This is a genomic window from Streptomyces sp. CS113 (genome assembly GCF_002188365.1).
GTDB classification, from domain to species: domain Bacteria; phylum Actinomycetota; class Actinomycetes; order Streptomycetales; family Streptomycetaceae; genus Streptomyces; species Streptomyces tendae.
In genome coordinates, this window is sequence record NZ_KZ195574.1 from 4,542,157 (window position 1) to 4,557,421 (window position 15,265).

Here is a 15,265-nt window from a genome sequence, read left to right on the forward strand (position 1 = left end):
TCCCCGAGGCAGTGGGCCCCGACGACGGAGATGCGACGTGAGGTGTGGTGACGGTGCGCACGCGGGAGACCGGGGACGAGGGACCGGACGGAACCGGAACCGGAACCGGCGACGGAGCCACCACGACCGACTGCACGGAAGCGACCCGCGTCGACGGGAAGGGGGCCGCGAGCCGGAACGGCGCCAAGCCCCGCGGAGTCGGCAGGACCCGAGGGACGCAACCGGGCATCGAGGCCGCGGACGCCCACCCCGAAGCCGGGACCGGCGGGACCTCCCGGAGTGCCGGGGCCACCCGGACTTCCCGGGACGCGGGGGCCGCCCGGACCTCCCAGGTCGCCGGGACCTCCCGAGCCCCCCGGGACGCTGGCACCGCCGGGGAGTCCGGCGGCTGGTGCTGCTGGGCGCCGTGCTGGTCCTGCTCCTCCTCGGTGGCGCCGGACCGGCGTCCGCCCACGCCGCCCTCAGCTCCACCGACCCCGGGGACGGAGCCGTCCTCCAGCGGGCCCCCGGCCACGTCACGCTGACCTTCAGCGAGTCCGTCGGCCTGCGCGACGACTCCTTCCGCGTCCTGGACCCGGGCGGCCACCGCGTCCGCACCGGGGCGACCGGGCACGCGGACGGCAGGTCCGACACGGCCAGGGTCGCGCTGCCGGGCGGACTGGGGGAGGGCACGTACACCGTGGCCTGGCGGGTGGTGTCCGCCGACAGCCACCCCGTGTCGGGCGCCTTCACCTTCTCCGTGGGCAAGCCGTCGCAGACGACCGCGTCCGTGGACACCGGCCCCGCCGAGAACCCGCTGACCGCGACCCTCCACAAGCTCGCCCGCTATCTCGCCTACCTCGCCGCCACCCTGCTCATCGGCACCGCCGCCTTCGTCGCCCTCTGCCGCCCGCCGGACCCGGCCCCGCTGCGCCGCCCGCTGCTGGCGGGCTGGTGGACCCTGCTGGCGGCCACCGTCGCACTGCTGGTGCTGCGCGCCCCGTACGAGGCGGGGACGGGCCCGGTGTCGGCCCTGGACGCCGACGCGCTCGCCGGCACCCTCACCGCGCGCCCCGGCGTGCTGCTGCTGATCAGGCTGGCGCTGCTGGCACCGGCCGCGCTGTACGTCGTCCGGGTGTCCGGCGAGTCCCGCGTGTCCGGCGCGTCCGGCGCGTCCCGCGCACCCCGCGCACCCCGCGCGGACCGGCACCGGCCGCACAGCCCCCTCGTCGCCGCGGCGGGCGCCGCCCTGGCCGTCGGCCTCGCCCTGACCTGGGCCGCGGCCGAGCACGCCTCGGCCGGTATCCAGGTGCCGGTGGCGATGACGTCCTCCGTCCTGCATCTGCTGGCCACCGCGGTCTGGCTGGGCGGTCTCGTGGCCCTGCTCACCACCCTGCGCGCCTCGCGGCCCGCCCCGGACGCCGCCACCGTCGCCCGCTTCTCCCGGACGGCCTTCGCCGCCGTGACCGTCCTGGTCGTCACCGGCGTCTACCAGTCCTGGCGCGGCCTCGGTTCCTGGGAGGCGCTCACCGGGTCGACGTACGGCAGGCTGCTGCTGGCGAAGGTGGTCCTGGTGGCCGTCCTGCTGGCCGCGGCGGCGGTGTCCCGCAGGTGGACGGCGGCGCTGCCGACGGCACCGGCCGCCGTACGCGAGCCCGACCGCGTGCACGAGCGCGTGCCGCAACCGGTGGGCGGCCCACCACCGGAGGCACCGCGGCCCCCGCACCCGCCCGGTGCGGACACCGCCCCGGGCGCCGCCGCCCCGGTCACCGGTACCGGATCAGGTACCGGAGGAACCGTCCCCCCGGGAACCGTCGACACCGGGACCGGCGACACGGAGACCGGCGACGCAGGGACCGCCGGCCACGGAGCCCCCGGACCGGAGTCCGCCGTCCGGCGCGGCCTGTACCGGTCCGTCCTCGTCGAGGCCGTCGTCGCCGCCGTCGTGCTGGGGGTCACCACCGTGCTCACCGCCACCCCGCCCGGCCGCTCCGCGGAGGAGGCGGCGCGGACGGCCGTACCGGCGGGCGGTGTGCTGCCCGCGTCCGTCACCACGATCCCGTTCGAGATCGGCACGGCCGGCCGCGGCACGGTCCAGATCACCCTGGACCCCGGCCGCACCGGCGACAACGCCGTCCAGGCCGTCGTCTTCGGCCCCGACGGCAGCCTGGCCGCCGTACCCGAACTGCGTCTCTCCTTCACCCTCCCCGACCAGGACGTCGGCCCCCTGGAGGCGGACCTGGTCGACCGCGGCGGGTACTGGAGCGCCAACACCGTCACCCTGCCCCTCCCGGGCACCTGGACGATGAAGGCGACGGTCCGGGTGTCGGAGACCGACCAGGTGAGCGAGACCCGACGGATACGGGTGGAGCGGTAGGCGCCGGCCACCGCGTCCGGGCCGACGGCGCTGCCGGAGTACGGAAGCCTCGCCCCTCCTTCACTGCCGTCCCGCCTCGTTGCCTGCCGGGTTCCAGTGGGCGGAAACTCGCAGGGCAAAGGGGGTGGGGCGATGACGCCGAGGGCGACGGCACCACCGGGGGCGACACCGCCGGGGACGAGACCACCGCGGGCGCGGGCCACAGGCGCCCCGCGAGGCGGGCGGCCGCCGGGCCGGGCACGCCGCACGGGCGTACTGCTCATCCTGCTGTCCCTGGCCGCGGCGGCGGCCTGCTGCCTCGCGTTCTCCTGGTGGCTCCCCTCCGACGGCGAGCGCTACCAGGACTACCGCAGGGCCGAGCCGTGCTCGTCCGGTGCGATGGCGCGGGGGGACACCGACTGCCTGAGCACCTGGCACCTCACCGTGGAGAAGACGGTGAACAGGACCGCCGGCAAGGAATCGGTCCACGACGCGACCCTCACCTACGAGGACTCCTGGCGGGGAACCGTGCACTTCAACGGTTCCGGACCGTTCCTGGAGCGGCTCGAGTCCGGTGACCGGGTCACGGCCACCGCCTGGCGCGGCGAAATCATGGTCCTCGACAGGGACGGGGTGCGGCAGGACACGCTGGAGGCGCCCCGCGACGAACTCCAGATGAACGCCGCCCTCGGCGTGCTCGCCGGGCTCCTCGCGGCCCAGTGCCTCGCGTTCGGCGCGATACGCCTGGCCAGGCCCCTGGACCCCGAGCCCTACACCTGGGAGCCGTACGGCAGGAGGCTGCTCTTCACCGTGGTCGGCGTGTGCTTCGGCGTGGGCCTGCCGGCGGCGTGGGCCGACGTCCCGTGGTGGACGGTGCCGCTCGCCGCCGTACCTCTGGCGATGTGCGCGGCGCTGTGGCTCCGCCTACGTTTGCGCCTGCGCCTGCGCGGCTAGGGGTGGAGGACCACCTTGGTGTAGCCCTCGATCCGCTTGTCGAACTTGTCGTAGCCGGACGGTGCCTGGTCCAGCGGCAGCTCGTGGGAGACGACGAAGCTGGGTGTGGCCCTGCCCTCGATGATCATGTCCCGCAGGTAGCGGTTGTAGCGCTTGACGTTGCACTGCCCCGTCCCCACCCGCAGCCCCTTCTCGAAGAGCTTGCCGATCGCCACGAGGAGCATGCCCTGCTTGGCCTGCTCGTCCGGACCGCCCGGGTCGGCCGGGACGTAGAGCCCGGGCACGCCCAGCGCCCCGGTGGGCCTGACCGTGTTGACCAGTGAGTTCAGCACGGTCGCCGGTTCCTCCTCGCCGGTCCCGCCCGCCGTCGCCTGGTAGCCCACGGCGTCCACGCCCTTGTCCGTGCCGGCCCCCTCGGTCTGCTCCTTGATCTGCTCGACCGGGTCCCCCGCGGAGAAGTCGACGGGCACCGCGCCGATCTCCTCGGCCTTCCGCAGCCGCTCCGGGACGCGGTCGACGACGAAGACCTTCTTCGCGCCGCGCAGCAGCGCCGAGTAGGCGGCCATGAGCCCGACCGGACCCGCCCCGTACACGGCGACGCTCTCGCCGGGCCGGACACCGGCGAGTTCGCAACCGTGGTAGCCGGTGGGGAAGATGTCGGCGAGCAGGACGAAGTCGGTCTCGTGCGCGTCGCCCTCGGGCAGCTTCAGGCAGTTGAAGTCGGCGTACGGGACGCGCAGGTACTCGGCCTGGCCGCCCTGCCAGGGCCCCATGGACACATAGCCGTACGCACCGCCCGCGAAGCCGGGATTCACGGTCGTGCAGTACCCCGTGAATCCCTCGGCGCAGTTGGTGCAGAAGCCGCAGGCGACGTTGAAGGGCATGACCACGCGGTCGCCCTTCTTCAGCCCGGTGACGCCCTCACCGACCTGGTCGACGATCCCCATGTTCTCGTGACCGAAGACGATGCCGGGCTCCGCGGCGGTGCGTCCCTCGTACATGTGCAGGTCGGACCCGCAGATGGCGGTCGAGGTGACGCGCACGACCACGTCGTTCGGATGCTGGACGCGTGGTTTCTCGACCTCTTCGACCGCAACAGAGAACGGTCCCTTGTACACGACGGCCTTCATGATCCGGACCTCCGTCCGCCCGTCGAATCACCCGTGACCCATCTCTCATGGTTCTCCGGTCGATGTGATGGGGCAAGTCGGTAATCTCGGGATGATTGAGACGCCGTGCAGTCCACTGAGAAGGAGGCCACCGGGTGTCAGCGCAACGACTGGGGACTCTGCTGGTTCCCGTGCCGGGCCTGTCCGGCACCACCTACCCGCCCGGGACGACGGTGACCGTCCGCGGCCGGGGAGCGACCGTCGATGCCTTCGTCAAGGGGGACTGGCTCCCCCTGTCGTGGTGGGAGTTCTCCGACGGACTCCGTGAGGACATCGCCGACCGCTGACGCCCGGCCGGCTCGGAACGGCACCCTCTGGGCCCCTCGCTCAGGAGGGCTCCTCGGTGGCCGGTCCTTCCTCCGCCTCGCTCAGCCTGGCCTTGAGTACGGGGCTGACGAGCAGGTCGTACACGAGGACACCGACCACCCCGCCGATGAGGGGGCCGACGATCGGGATCCACCAGTAGCCGCTGAACCACTCGAAGGTGCCCGGCAGGGCGATGTCCCCCCATCCTTCGAAGAAGGTGAACAGCCGGGGGCCGAAGTCGCGGGCCGGATTGATCGCGTACCCGGCGTTGGTGCCGAAGGCGAGGCCGATGGCGACGACCACCAGTCCGATGAGGAACGGGTGGAGGTTGGACATCGGAGCCGTGTTGCGGGTGTCGATGAGCGCGCAGATCAACAGGAGCAGCACCCCGGTGCCCACGATCTGGTCGAGCAGCGGACCCCACCAGGAGTCTCCGAAGTACTCGGCGGGGAACGTGGCGAAGATCGAGTACGTGTTCAGCGAGGTCTCCCGCGTCTCGCCCGCCTTGGCGATGGCCGCGTCGATCGCCCACCGGTAGCAGGCGTACACGAGCGCGGCGGCGACGAAGGCGCCCACGACCTGGGCGAGCCAGTAGGGCAGGACCTTCCGCCACGGGAAGTCCCGCCGGACCGCGAACCCCAGGGTCACCGCGGGGTTCAGGTGCGCGCCGCTGATGCCGCCGGCCACGTAGACGCCGAACACGACGGCCAGGCCCCATCCCCACGAGATGATGAGCCAGTTGGCGGGCCCGAAGTCCGCGGTCTGCCGTCCCGAGCCCGGCAGTCCCGCGACCGCGACGGCCACCGAACCGATGCCGAACAGGATCAGGACGAACGTCCCCAGGAACTCGGCACACATCTCACCGCCGAGGCCCTTTCGATAACCGCGTCGATGAACCATGCGTTCGGCCACCGGCCCTCCTTCACTGGAATGGAACAGACCAAACCGCTCCATACCCGAAAGACGACCGCCCGGACGCGCAACCGGGTCGGTGCACCCTGACGGCGCGCGAGATTCCCCTCTCTGGAGCAACGCCGCACGGTCACCGCCGAGCCGGCGCACCCCACGCCGAAGGGCCCCGCAGCAAGCTGCGGGGCCCTTCGACATCGTGCCCGGTGAGGCACTGGCGGAGGATACGAGATTCGAACTCGTGAGGGGTTGCCCCCAACACGCTTTCCAAGCGTGCGCCCTAGGCCTCTAGGCGAATCCTCCGCCGAGAACATTACATGACGCCGGGGAGTGCTTGCGAACTCGTTCTGAGGCCCCCACATCGGGTAACGTGTGGCCCAGCCCCTCACGCGGCGCTATCTGACTGAACTCCCCCAGGGCCGGAAGGCAGCAAGGGTAGGTCGGCTCTGGCGGGTGCGTGGGGGGCGTCTCCTTTGCGGGCGGTCCGGTTGTCGGTGGGCGCCTATAACCTCGTATGCGTGTCGTCTCTCGCGCTCTACCGCCGTTACCGCCCGGAGTCCTTCGCCGAGGTCATCGGGCAGGGGCATGTCACCGACCCGCTTCAGCAGGCGCTGCGGAACAACCGGGTCAATCACGCGTACCTGTTCAGCGGTCCGCGCGGCTGCGGCAAGACGACCAGCGCCCGCATCCTGGCGCGCTGCCTGAACTGCGAGCAGGGCCCGACGCCGACGCCGTGCGGCGAGTGCCAGTCCTGCCGCGACCTCGCGAGGAACGGACCGGGGTCGATCGACGTCATCGAGATCGACGCCGCGTCGCACGGTGGTGTGGACGACGCCCGTGACCTGCGCGAGAAGGCCTTCTTCGGGCCCGCCTCCAGCCGGTACAAGATCTACATCATCGACGAGGCCCACATGGTCTCCCCGCAGGGCTTCAACGCCCTGCTGAAGGTCGTCGAGGAGCCCCCGGAGCACCTCAAGTTCATCTTCGCCACCACCGAGCCCGAGAAGGTCATCGGGACCATCCGGTCGCGGACCCACCACTACCCCTTCCGGCTCGTGCCGCCCGGCACCCTGCGCGACTACCTCGCCGACGTGTGCGGCCGCGAGGGGATCGCGGTCGAGGAGGGCGTGCTCCCGCTCGTGGTGCGGGCCGGCGCCGGATCCGTGCGTGACTCCATGTCCGTCATGGACCAGCTGCTCGCGGGCGCCGGTGAAGACGGTGTGACGTACGACATGACGACCGCCCTCCTCGGCTACACGGACGGCTCGCTGCTCGACTCCGTCGTCGAGGCCTTCGTCTCGGGGGACGGCTCCGCCGCCTTCGGGGTCGTGGACCGAGTGATCGAGGGGGGCAACGACCCGCGGCGGTTCGTCACCGACCTGCTGGAGCGCCTCCGCGACCTGGTGATCCTCGCCGCCGTGCCCGACGCCGCGGAGAAGGGGCTCATCGACGCCCCCGCCGACGTCGTCGAGCGGATGCAGGCACAGGCCCGGTCCTTCGGCGCCGCCGAGCTGAGCCGCGCCGCCGACATCGTCAACGAGGGGCTGACCGAGATGCGCGGCGCCCACTCGCCGCGCCTCCAGATGGAGCTGATCTGCGCGCGCGTGCTGCTGCCCGCCGCGTACGGCGACGAGCGGTCCGTGATGGCCCGGCTGGACCGGATCGAGCGCGGGGTGCAGTTCTCGGCCGGTGCGGGCGCGCCCGCCATGGGGTACGTGCCCGGGCCCGAGGCACACGCCGGTGCGGCGAGTGCCGCGCCCGCCACGGCTCCGGTCGCGCCGGGCGGGGGGCCCGCCGCGGCCCGTGCGGCGGTACGGGGGCAGGGCGCCGGTGCCCCGGCGGGTGCGCCGGGCGGCGGCCCGTACGGCGACGTGGCTGCCGGTGGCGGTGCCAGTTCCGGGGGCGGTGCCAGTTCTGGCAGCGGTTCCGGTTCCGGTTCCGACGCTGGTGGATCTGCCGCCGACGGTGGGCACCCGCAGGCTGCGGCTCCTTCCGCCGCTCCCGCGCCTGCCACGCCCTCCCCTGCCGCGCCTTCACCCGCCGCGCCCTCACCCGCCGCAGCGCCGCCCGCCGCCGCCCCCGGCTCGGCGCCCGGGCCCGGTGCCTGGCCGACCGCGGCTCCCGCGGGTGGCGGGCGCCGTCCCGGCGGATGGCCCACGGCGGCCCCGGCGGGCGGTGGACAGTCCCGGACTCCGGCCCCCTCCGGGCCCGGCTCCGGTCCCACTGCCGGCCCCGCCGCGACGCCGGCTCCGGCTCCCGCGCCGGCCGCCCCCGGCCCCGCGCCCACCTCTCCGCCGCCGGGTGCCTCCGGGGTCGACCCCCGCTCGCTCTGGCCCAACATCCTGGAAGCCGTCAAGAACCGCCGCCGGTTCACCTGGATCCTGCTCAGCCAGAACGCCCAGGTCACCGGCTTCGACGGCACCTCCCTGCAACTCGGCTTCGTCAACGCCGGTGCCCGGGACAACTTCGTGAGCAGCGGCAGCGAGGACGTGCTGCGGCAGGCACTGGCCGAGCAGTTCAACGTGCAGTGGAAGATCGACGCGGTCGTCGACCCCTCCGGCGGCGGCTCCGCGCCCCCGCCCGCTGCCGGTCCCTCCGGCGGTTTCGGCGGCTCCGGGGGCGGTGGCTTCGGTGGCGGAGGCGGTGGTGGCGGCGGTTTCGGCGGGGGCGCGCCCGCCCCGCGGCCGTCGTCGCCCGCGTCCACGCCCGCCGCGCCGTCTCAGGCCCCCGCACCGGCCCCGGCGCCCGCGCCCCGGCCCTCGGCGCCCGAGCCGCCCCCGGTCTCCCCCGAGGACGACACCCCCGAGGACGACGACCCGGACCTCGACGAGTCGGCGCTGTCCGGCAAGGAGCTGCTGGTGCGCGAGCTGGGCGCCACGGTGGTCGAGGAGATCGCGAACGAGTAGCCCCGCCGTCTGGAGGAAGGCACAAGTCCCCGCGCCCCGTCCGTTCGGAAGCCCGCACAAACCGCACCGGCCCGTTCCCATTAGGCTTCACCCCGTGAAGGTCCTTGTCATCGGCGGCGGTGCCCGCGAACACGCCCTGTGCCGTTCCCTGTCCCTCGACCCCGACGTCACCGCGCTGCACTGCGCACCCGGCAACGCCGGTATCGCCGAGGTCGCCGAACTGCACCAGGTCGACGCCCTCGACGGCGCGGCCGTCACCGCGCTGGCCACCCGGCTCGGCGCCGAGCTGGTCGTCGTAGGACCCGAGGCGCCCCTGGTCGCCGGGGTCGCCGACGCCGTCCGCGAGGCGGGCATCCCGGTCTTCGGCCCGTCGGCGGAGGCCGCCCGGCTGGAGGGCTCCAAGGCCTTCGCCAAGGACGTGATGGCCGGTGCGGGCGTGCCCACCGCCCGCTCCTACGTCTGCACGAACCCCGCCGAGGTCGACGCGGCCCTCGACGCCTTCGGCGCGCCCTACGTCGTCAAGGACGACGGGCTGGCCGCGGGCAAGGGCGTCGTCGTCACCGACGACGTCGAGGCGGCCCGCGCGCACGCGAACGCCTGCGAACGCGTCGTCATCGAGGAGTTCCTGGACGGACCCGAGGTCTCCCTCTTCGCCGTCACCGACGGCGAGAACGTCCGCCCGCTCCAGCCCGCCCAGGACTTCAAGCGCGCCCTCGACGGCGACGAGGGTCCGAACACCGGCGGCATGGGCGCGTACTCGCCGCTGCCCTGGGCCGACCCGAAGCTGGTCGACGAGGTCGTGCAGAGCGTGCTCCAGCCGACCGTCGACGAGATGCGCCGCCGCGGGACCCCGTTCTCCGGGCTGCTGTACGCCGGGCTCGCGATCACCTCGCGCGGTGTGCGCGTGATCGAGTTCAACGCCCGTTTCGGCGACCCCGAGACCCAGGTCGTGCTGGCCCGCCTCAGGACCCCGCTCGCCGGTCTGCTGATGGCCGCCGCCACCGGCAACCTCGCCGACCTCGAGCCCCTGCGCTGGAGCGACGAGGCGGCCGTCACCGTGGTCGTCGCCTCGCACAACTACCCCGGCACCCCGCGCACCGGCGACCCGATCACCGGCCTCGACGCGGTGGCCGCCGAGGACGCCCCGCACGCCTACGTGCTGCACGCCGGCACCCGCACCGAGGGCGACGCCGTCGTCAGCGCCGGGGGCCGCGTCCTGTCCGTCACGGCCACCGGCACCGACCTCACCGAGGCCCGCGACCGTGCCTACCGGGCCGTCGCCCGCATCGGTCTCGACGGCTCGCAGCACCGCACCGACATCGCGGCGAAGGCGGCGGGCGCGTAACCACCCTTCCGCCTCCCGGTCACCGAACCAGCCGCGCTCCCCGGTCAACCGGTCACCGAACCCGCTCCCCGGGCACCGAACCCGACAGGCCCCGGCTCCGTCTCAGGAGCCGGGGCCTGACCTTTGCTGTCCGTCCCCACCTTTCCCCAAAGCCATTCCATCGGGTGACCGATGGGCCATACGGCTGACGGGGCCGAGGGCCCCAACTATGGTGCCGCGCAAGCATTCCGGCACTTGGCCCACCGGCATTGCGATGTCAGTGCCGGGTGCCACAGTGGGTGGAGTGAGCAGGATCCGAAGAGCAGAAGAGCAGCAGGTCGGTCCAGGACAGACAGGACGGACAGGACAGCGATGAGGGGGTGAGGTCCGGCCGTGACCGGTATCGGTGGTGGTGTGGAAATGGGCGCGCAGGCCGCGCGGTCGCGGGCACTGGCGGTGCTGCGGGTCCGCAGCCGCGCACTGGCCGTGGCGCTGCTGCCCGCTGCCGCCGCCGTGATCCTCCTCGTCGGCGGCTCCACCGGGCACCTGGCGGGCGGCGGCTGGGACGTCCTGCGCCGGGCCGTCTGCGTCCTCGCGGTGTTCGTGCTGCTGGCCGCCGCCGGGGTAGCCCTGGTCGTGGCCCGCTCCCGGCCCGCCGTCACCCCCACCGTCACGGTCGCCGAGGAGTCCGCGCCCGACCTCTACCGGATGGTGCGTGACCTGGCCGACCGGCTGGACGTCCCCGCCCCGTCCGCGATAGCGCTCACCCCGGACTGCGACAGCTGGCTGGAGGACCGCACCCACCCGGCCCACGGCCCGCCGCCCGCCGAGAAGCACCACGACGACCTGGCAGGGCCGGGAGGACCCGCCCACCGCCGGAGCGCGACCGCGCCCGTCCTGGTCATCGGCTCACCGTTCCTGTGGTGGATGCGGGTGGGCGAGCTGCGCGCCGTCCTCGCCCCGGTCGTCGCCGGCACGGGGCCCTCGGCGCACCCCGACATAGCCGCGGCCCGGCGCTTCATACGGGGCCTGGACGCCGCCGTGGCGGTGGCCTCGGCGGGCCGGCGCGACCCGTTGTCCCGGGTGGCGTGCGCGGGCCTCGGCTGGGTGTCCCGGCTTCTGCTGCGCAGCTGCCGGGGGCACGCGGCCGAGATGGAGCGCGGAGTCGCGGCCGCGGCCGCCGAGCGTGCACAGGCTGTGGACTACGGTCTGCGGATCGTCGCGCAGGAGCAGGTCGGGCTCGCCTACGCGGGCTGGGACCGGCTGCTCACCCGGGTGGCGCTGCCCGCCTGGCGGATGGGCCGCTGGCCCTCGCGGCTGGACGTCGGTGTCGTCGCGGCCCTCACGGAGCTGTCCCGCCGGGACCGCCTGGCCGAGGGCTTCGCCTCCCGCCTGGGGGAGCGTCCGGCCTGTGACCTGCTGGAGGAGCCCGGGGTGATGGACGAGGCGGTCTCGCTCCTCGCCGCGCGCCTCTTCCACGGCGGGCCGGCCGAGAGGGGCCCGGACTGGTCGCCGGTGGGCTGGGAGGAGTATCCCGAGGAGGTCGTGGACCGGACCTGGCGCACGGACGCCGCCCGCCTGCACCGGGTGCTGGACACCCTGGGAGTCCGCCGCGCCGCCGAGGGCGCCGCGCCGGGCACGGACGGCCCGACCCTGGCCCGCGTCCTGGACCACCTCACCACCCCGGACGCCGCGAGCACGGCCACGGCCCCCCTCACCGCCGGGTCCGACACCCGCGCCGCCACCGAACCCGGAAGCGGCCCGGACACGGCCACCTCGCCGACCGACCCCGACACCCCCACCGACGCCCCGCAGCCCGCGTACGGCGACCCCGACGCCTCGCAGCCCGCGTTCGGCGATCACGGCCCCTCGCGTCCGCCGCTCGATGCCTCCGATGCCCCGCAGCCCGCGTACGGCGACCCCGACGCCACGCAACCGCCGTACGACGACCACGTCACCCCCGTGCCCCCCGCCCCCCTCACCACCCCCGCCCCCGCCCCCGCCGCCGACAACGACGTGGACGACGAGGACGATCTCGCCGGCACCACCGCCCGTGGTGCTGCCCTGGCCGCCGGGCTCACGGCTCAGCTGGCCCGCGAGGAGGCCGCGGCGCGGCCCGTCGGAGCCCGGGCGCTGTCCGCCGCCGCCCCGGGACCGGCGGCCGGCCCCGACGCCGCGCTCTGGGACGACCGCGCGCTCCCCCTGCTGCCGTTGCAGCCGCCGCGCACCGGGCGCGAGATCCTCACCGCGCACATCACGGCGATGGTGTGCTGCGCGGCGATGGACACCGCCGGCGCGGCCCCCGCGCTCGACTGGCTCGACGGGCCGTCGCTCCTGTTCGACGGCGCCCGCGCCGCGGACCTCGCGCCCAGCGTGCTCAGCCTCGTCGAGACCGGCGACCCGGGCCCACTGCGTGCCTGGATGACCGAGCTGGGCATACGGCCGGAGAAGCCGGTGCGCCTGGTCTGACTCCCGGAGCGCGGAGCGCCTCCGTCCGCCCCTCAGCCCGCCTCCGTCCCCGTCCGTGCCGTGCCCGCACCCCGCGAGCCCTGCACCCCGGCGAATCGGACTGTCTCATTCCACTTTCGGCCAGTTCGCAACGAACAGTGACAGCCCGCGTGCGAAATGTGATGTGCTGGGACCGATCGCGCACATGGCAAAGGCGTTCGTCATACGCACGACCACGGGGGCACGAGGGAGGGGACTGTCCCATGGGGCCCGAGCAGATCCGCCGTTGGGAGTCGGGAGCACTCGCGCACGCCGTGACGGACCCCTTCGGACAGGGGCCGGTCCCCTGGCTGCGCGGCGGCGAGACGTACTTCGGCGACACCGGCCAGGTGGTCGCCTGGTACGCGGACCAGGACAGCACACGCACCGGCACCGGCACCGGAGCCGGCGTAGGCACCGGCACCGGCGGCGGCCCCCGCGCCGCGGACGACGTCCGCCGCCAGATCAAGGGCTTCACCGCGACGGGCGCCGCCGCCCCGGGTGAGGCCATCGACTTCCACATCACCCTCGACCCGCCGCAGGAGTTCAGCGTCGACGTCTACCGGATCGGGCACTACGGCGGTGACGGCGCCGCCAAGATCACCACGAGCCCCCGCCTGTCCGGCATCGTCCAGCCCCCGCCGCTCACCGCCGACCGCACGGTCTCCTGCCACCACTGGTGGCTGTCGTGGCGGTTGCAGATCCCGTCGTACTGGAACATCGGCGCGTACGTCGCGGTGCTCACCACCGCCGACGGCTACCGCTCCCACGTGCCCTTCACGGTCCGCGACGACCACCCCGCCGACCTGCTCCTCCTCCTGCCGGACGTCACCTGGCAGGCGTACAACCTCTATCCGGAGGACGGCCGCACCGGTGCCAGCCTCTACCACGCCTGGGACGAGGAGGGCCGGCTCCTCGGCGAGGCGGACGCCGCGACGACCGTCTCCTTCGACCGCCCGTACGCGGGCGCCGGGCTGCCCCTCCACGTCGGTCACGCCTACGACTTCATCCGCTTCGCCGAGCGCTACGGCTACGACCTCGCCTACGCCGACGCCCGCGACCTGCACTCCGGCCGCGTCGACCCGGCCCGTTACCGGGGGCTGGTCTTCCCCGGCCACGACGAGTACTGGTCCGCTCCCATGCGCCGCACCGCGGAACTCGCCCGCGACCGGGGTACGTCCCTCGTCTTCCTCTCCGCCAACACCATGTACTGGCAGATCGAGCTGGCTTCCTCCCCGTCCGGTGTCCCCGACCGGCTGCTGACCTGCCGTAAACGCAAGGGGCCCGGCCGCCCCGCGCTGTGGCGGGAGATCGATCGCCCCGAGCAGCAGCTGCTCGGCATCCAGTACGCCGGCCGCGTCCCCGAACCGCACCCGTTGATCGTCCGCAACGCCGGTCACTGGCTCTGGGAGGCCACCGGAGCGCACGAGGGCGACGCGATCGAGGACCTGGTGGCGGGCGAGGCCGACCGCTACTTCCCGCGCACCGCCCTTCCCGAGCACGACGAGCGGGTCCTGCTCGCCCACTCCCCGTACGCCGACGTGGACGGCGTCCGGCGCCACCAGGAGACGTCGCTGTACCGGGCGCCGTCGGGTGCCTGGGTCTTCGCGTCCGGCACGTTCGCCTGGTCCCCGGCCCTGGACCGCCCCGGCCACGTCGACCCGCGCGTCCAGCGCGCCACGGCCAACCTCCTCGACCGCATCTGCAAACGGGACTGACACGCGCGCACGAGACCGACCCGCCGTCCACCGCGCCTCCGACATACGGGAGAATCGGACCATTGGACAGAACCACGGGGAGGAACCGTGTCCGGATTCGTTGAAAAGCCCGAACCGATCCAGGTTCCGGGTCTGGTGCACCTGCACACCGGCAAGGTGCGCGAGCTGTACCGGAACGAGGCGGGCGACCTCGTGATGGTCGCCAGCGACCGCATCTCCGCCTACGACTGGGTGCTGCCGACCGAGATCCCCGACAAGGGCCGGGTCCTCACCCAGCTCTCCCTGTGGTGGTTCGACCAGCTCGCCGACCTGGCCCCGAACCACGTGCTGAGCACCGAGCTGCCCCCCGGCGCCCCCGCCGACTGGGAGGGCCGCGCCCTGGTCTGCAAGTCGCTGCGGATGGTCCCGGTGGAGTGCGTGGCCCGCGGCTACCTCACCGGCTCCGGCCTGGTGGAGTACGACGAGACCCGCACCGTCTGCGGCCTCGCCCTGCCCGAGGGACTCGTCGACGGCTCGGAGCTGCCCGCCCCGATCTTCACCCCGGCCACCAAGGCCGAGGTCGGCGAGCACGACGAGAACGTCTCCTACGAGGAGGTCGCCCGCCAGGTCGGCGCCGACACCGCCGCCGCCCTGCGCCAGGCCACCCTCGCCGTCTACTCCCGCGCCCGGGACATCGCCCGCGAGCGCGGCATCGTCCTCGCGGACACCAAGTTCGAGTTCGGCTTCGACGGGGACGACCTGGTCCTCGCCGACGAGGTCCTCACCCCGGACTCCTCCCGCTTCTGGCCGGCCGACCGGTGGCAGCCGGGCCGCGCGCAGCCGTCGTACGACAAGCAGTTCGTGCGGGACTGGCTGACCTCGGCGGAGTCCGGCTGGGACCGGAAGAGCGAGCAGCCCCCGCCGCCGCTGCCGCGGCAGGTCGTGGACGCCACCCGCGCCAAGTACGTGGAGGCGTACGAGCTGCTGACCGGCCAGAGCTGGTCGTAGCGGCGGCGGCCGCGAAGGCCGCGGAAGGCCGCACACGAAGAAGCCCCCGGCCTGAGCCGGGGGCTTCTCATCTGGAGCGAACGACGAGGTTCGAACTCGCGACCTCAACCTTGGCAAGGTTGCGCTCTACCAACTGAGCTACGTTCGCACTGCGTGCCGCGGATTTCTCC

At 73.8% G+C, this 15,265-nt stretch carries 10 protein-coding genes, 2 tRNA genes and 1 other RNA gene; 9 read left to right on the forward strand and 4 right to left on the reverse strand.

The window, feature by feature from the left end:
• Positions 1 to 391 precede the first annotated feature (391 nt).
• Positions 392 to 2,356 carry a copper resistance CopC/CopD family protein gene (locus B9W62_RS20155; RefSeq protein WP_087808498.1) on the forward strand — a complete coding sequence of 655 codons (1,965 nt, stop codon included), beginning with the start codon at positions 392 to 394 and terminating at the stop codon, positions 2,354 to 2,356.
• A 132-nt stretch (positions 2,357 to 2,488) separates the two neighbouring features.
• Entirely contained in the window at positions 2,489 to 3,289 is an 801-nt protein-coding gene (locus B9W62_RS20160; protein WP_256976518.1) for a hypothetical protein, read from the forward strand.
• Here the strand turns inward: B9W62_RS20160 and B9W62_RS20165 are convergent.
• On the reverse strand, positions 3,286 to 4,419 hold the full coding sequence (locus B9W62_RS20165; protein ID WP_087808499.1) for a glutathione-independent formaldehyde dehydrogenase: 1,134 nt from the start codon (positions 4,417 to 4,419) through the stop codon (positions 3,286 to 3,288). The two genes, B9W62_RS20160 and B9W62_RS20165, sit on opposite strands and share 4 nt — an antisense overlap.
• Before the next feature lie 134 nt (positions 4,420 to 4,553).
• Here B9W62_RS20165 and B9W62_RS20170 point away from each other — a divergent pair, with 134 nt between their 5' ends.
• Positions 4,554 to 4,745 carry a hypothetical protein gene (locus B9W62_RS20170; protein ID WP_087808500.1) on the forward strand — a complete coding sequence of 64 codons (192 nt, stop codon included), beginning with the start codon at positions 4,554 to 4,556 and terminating at the stop codon, positions 4,743 to 4,745.
• Positions 4,746 to 4,785: 40 nt separating this feature from the next.
• On the opposite strand, the gene B9W62_RS20175 is transcribed toward B9W62_RS20170, so the two are convergent.
• Together B9W62_RS20175 and B9W62_RS20180 are read right to left on the reverse strand one after the other, a co-directional pair.
• On the reverse strand, positions 4,786 to 5,622 hold the full coding sequence (locus B9W62_RS20175) for an MIP/aquaporin family protein (RefSeq protein WP_179236057.1): 837 nt from the start codon (positions 5,620 to 5,622) through the stop codon (positions 4,786 to 4,788).
• Between the two features lie 266 nt (positions 5,623 to 5,888).
• Positions 5,889 to 5,976 (reverse strand) — tRNA-Ser (locus B9W62_RS20180).
• Between the two features lie 73 nt (positions 5,977 to 6,049).
• Here B9W62_RS20180 and ffs point away from each other — a divergent pair.
• The 6 genes from ffs (at position 6,050) to B9W62_RS20210 (ending at position 15,095) form a co-directional block, all read left to right on the forward strand.
• Positions 6,050 to 6,146: signal recognition particle sRNA small type (gene ffs, locus B9W62_RS20185), an RNA gene on the forward strand.
• Between the two features lie 45 nt (positions 6,147 to 6,191).
• Entirely contained in the window at positions 6,192 to 8,579 is a 2,388-nt protein-coding gene (locus B9W62_RS20190; RefSeq protein ID WP_087808502.1) for a DNA polymerase III subunit gamma and tau, read from the forward strand.
• 94 nt (positions 8,580 to 8,673) lie between these two features.
• Positions 8,674 to 9,924: a phosphoribosylamine--glycine ligase gene (gene purD / locus B9W62_RS20195; RefSeq protein ID WP_087808503.1), complete on the forward strand. Its 1,251-nt coding sequence runs from the start codon at positions 8,674 to 8,676 to the stop codon at positions 9,922 to 9,924.
• A 372-nt stretch (positions 9,925 to 10,296) separates the two neighbouring features.
• On the forward strand, positions 10,297 to 12,372 hold the full coding sequence (locus B9W62_RS20200; protein ID WP_087808504.1) for a M48 family metalloprotease: 2,076 nt from the start codon (positions 10,297 to 10,299) through the stop codon (positions 12,370 to 12,372).
• Between the two features lie 242 nt (positions 12,373 to 12,614).
• On the forward strand, positions 12,615 to 14,108 hold the full coding sequence (locus B9W62_RS20205; protein ID WP_087808505.1) for a N,N-dimethylformamidase beta subunit family domain-containing protein: 1,494 nt from the start codon (positions 12,615 to 12,617) through the stop codon (positions 14,106 to 14,108).
• Positions 14,109 to 14,195: 87 nt separating this feature from the next.
• Positions 14,196 to 15,095, forward strand: coding sequence for a phosphoribosylaminoimidazolesuccinocarboxamide synthase (locus tag B9W62_RS20210; protein ID WP_087808506.1), 900 nt, complete (start codon positions 14,196 to 14,198; stop codon positions 15,093 to 15,095).
• Positions 15,096 to 15,167: 72 nt separating this feature from the next.
• Here B9W62_RS20210 and B9W62_RS20215 read toward each other — a convergent pair.
• Positions 15,168 to 15,243: transfer RNA gene (locus B9W62_RS20215), tRNA-Gly, on the reverse strand.
• Positions 15,244 to 15,265: the final 22 nt, after the last annotated feature.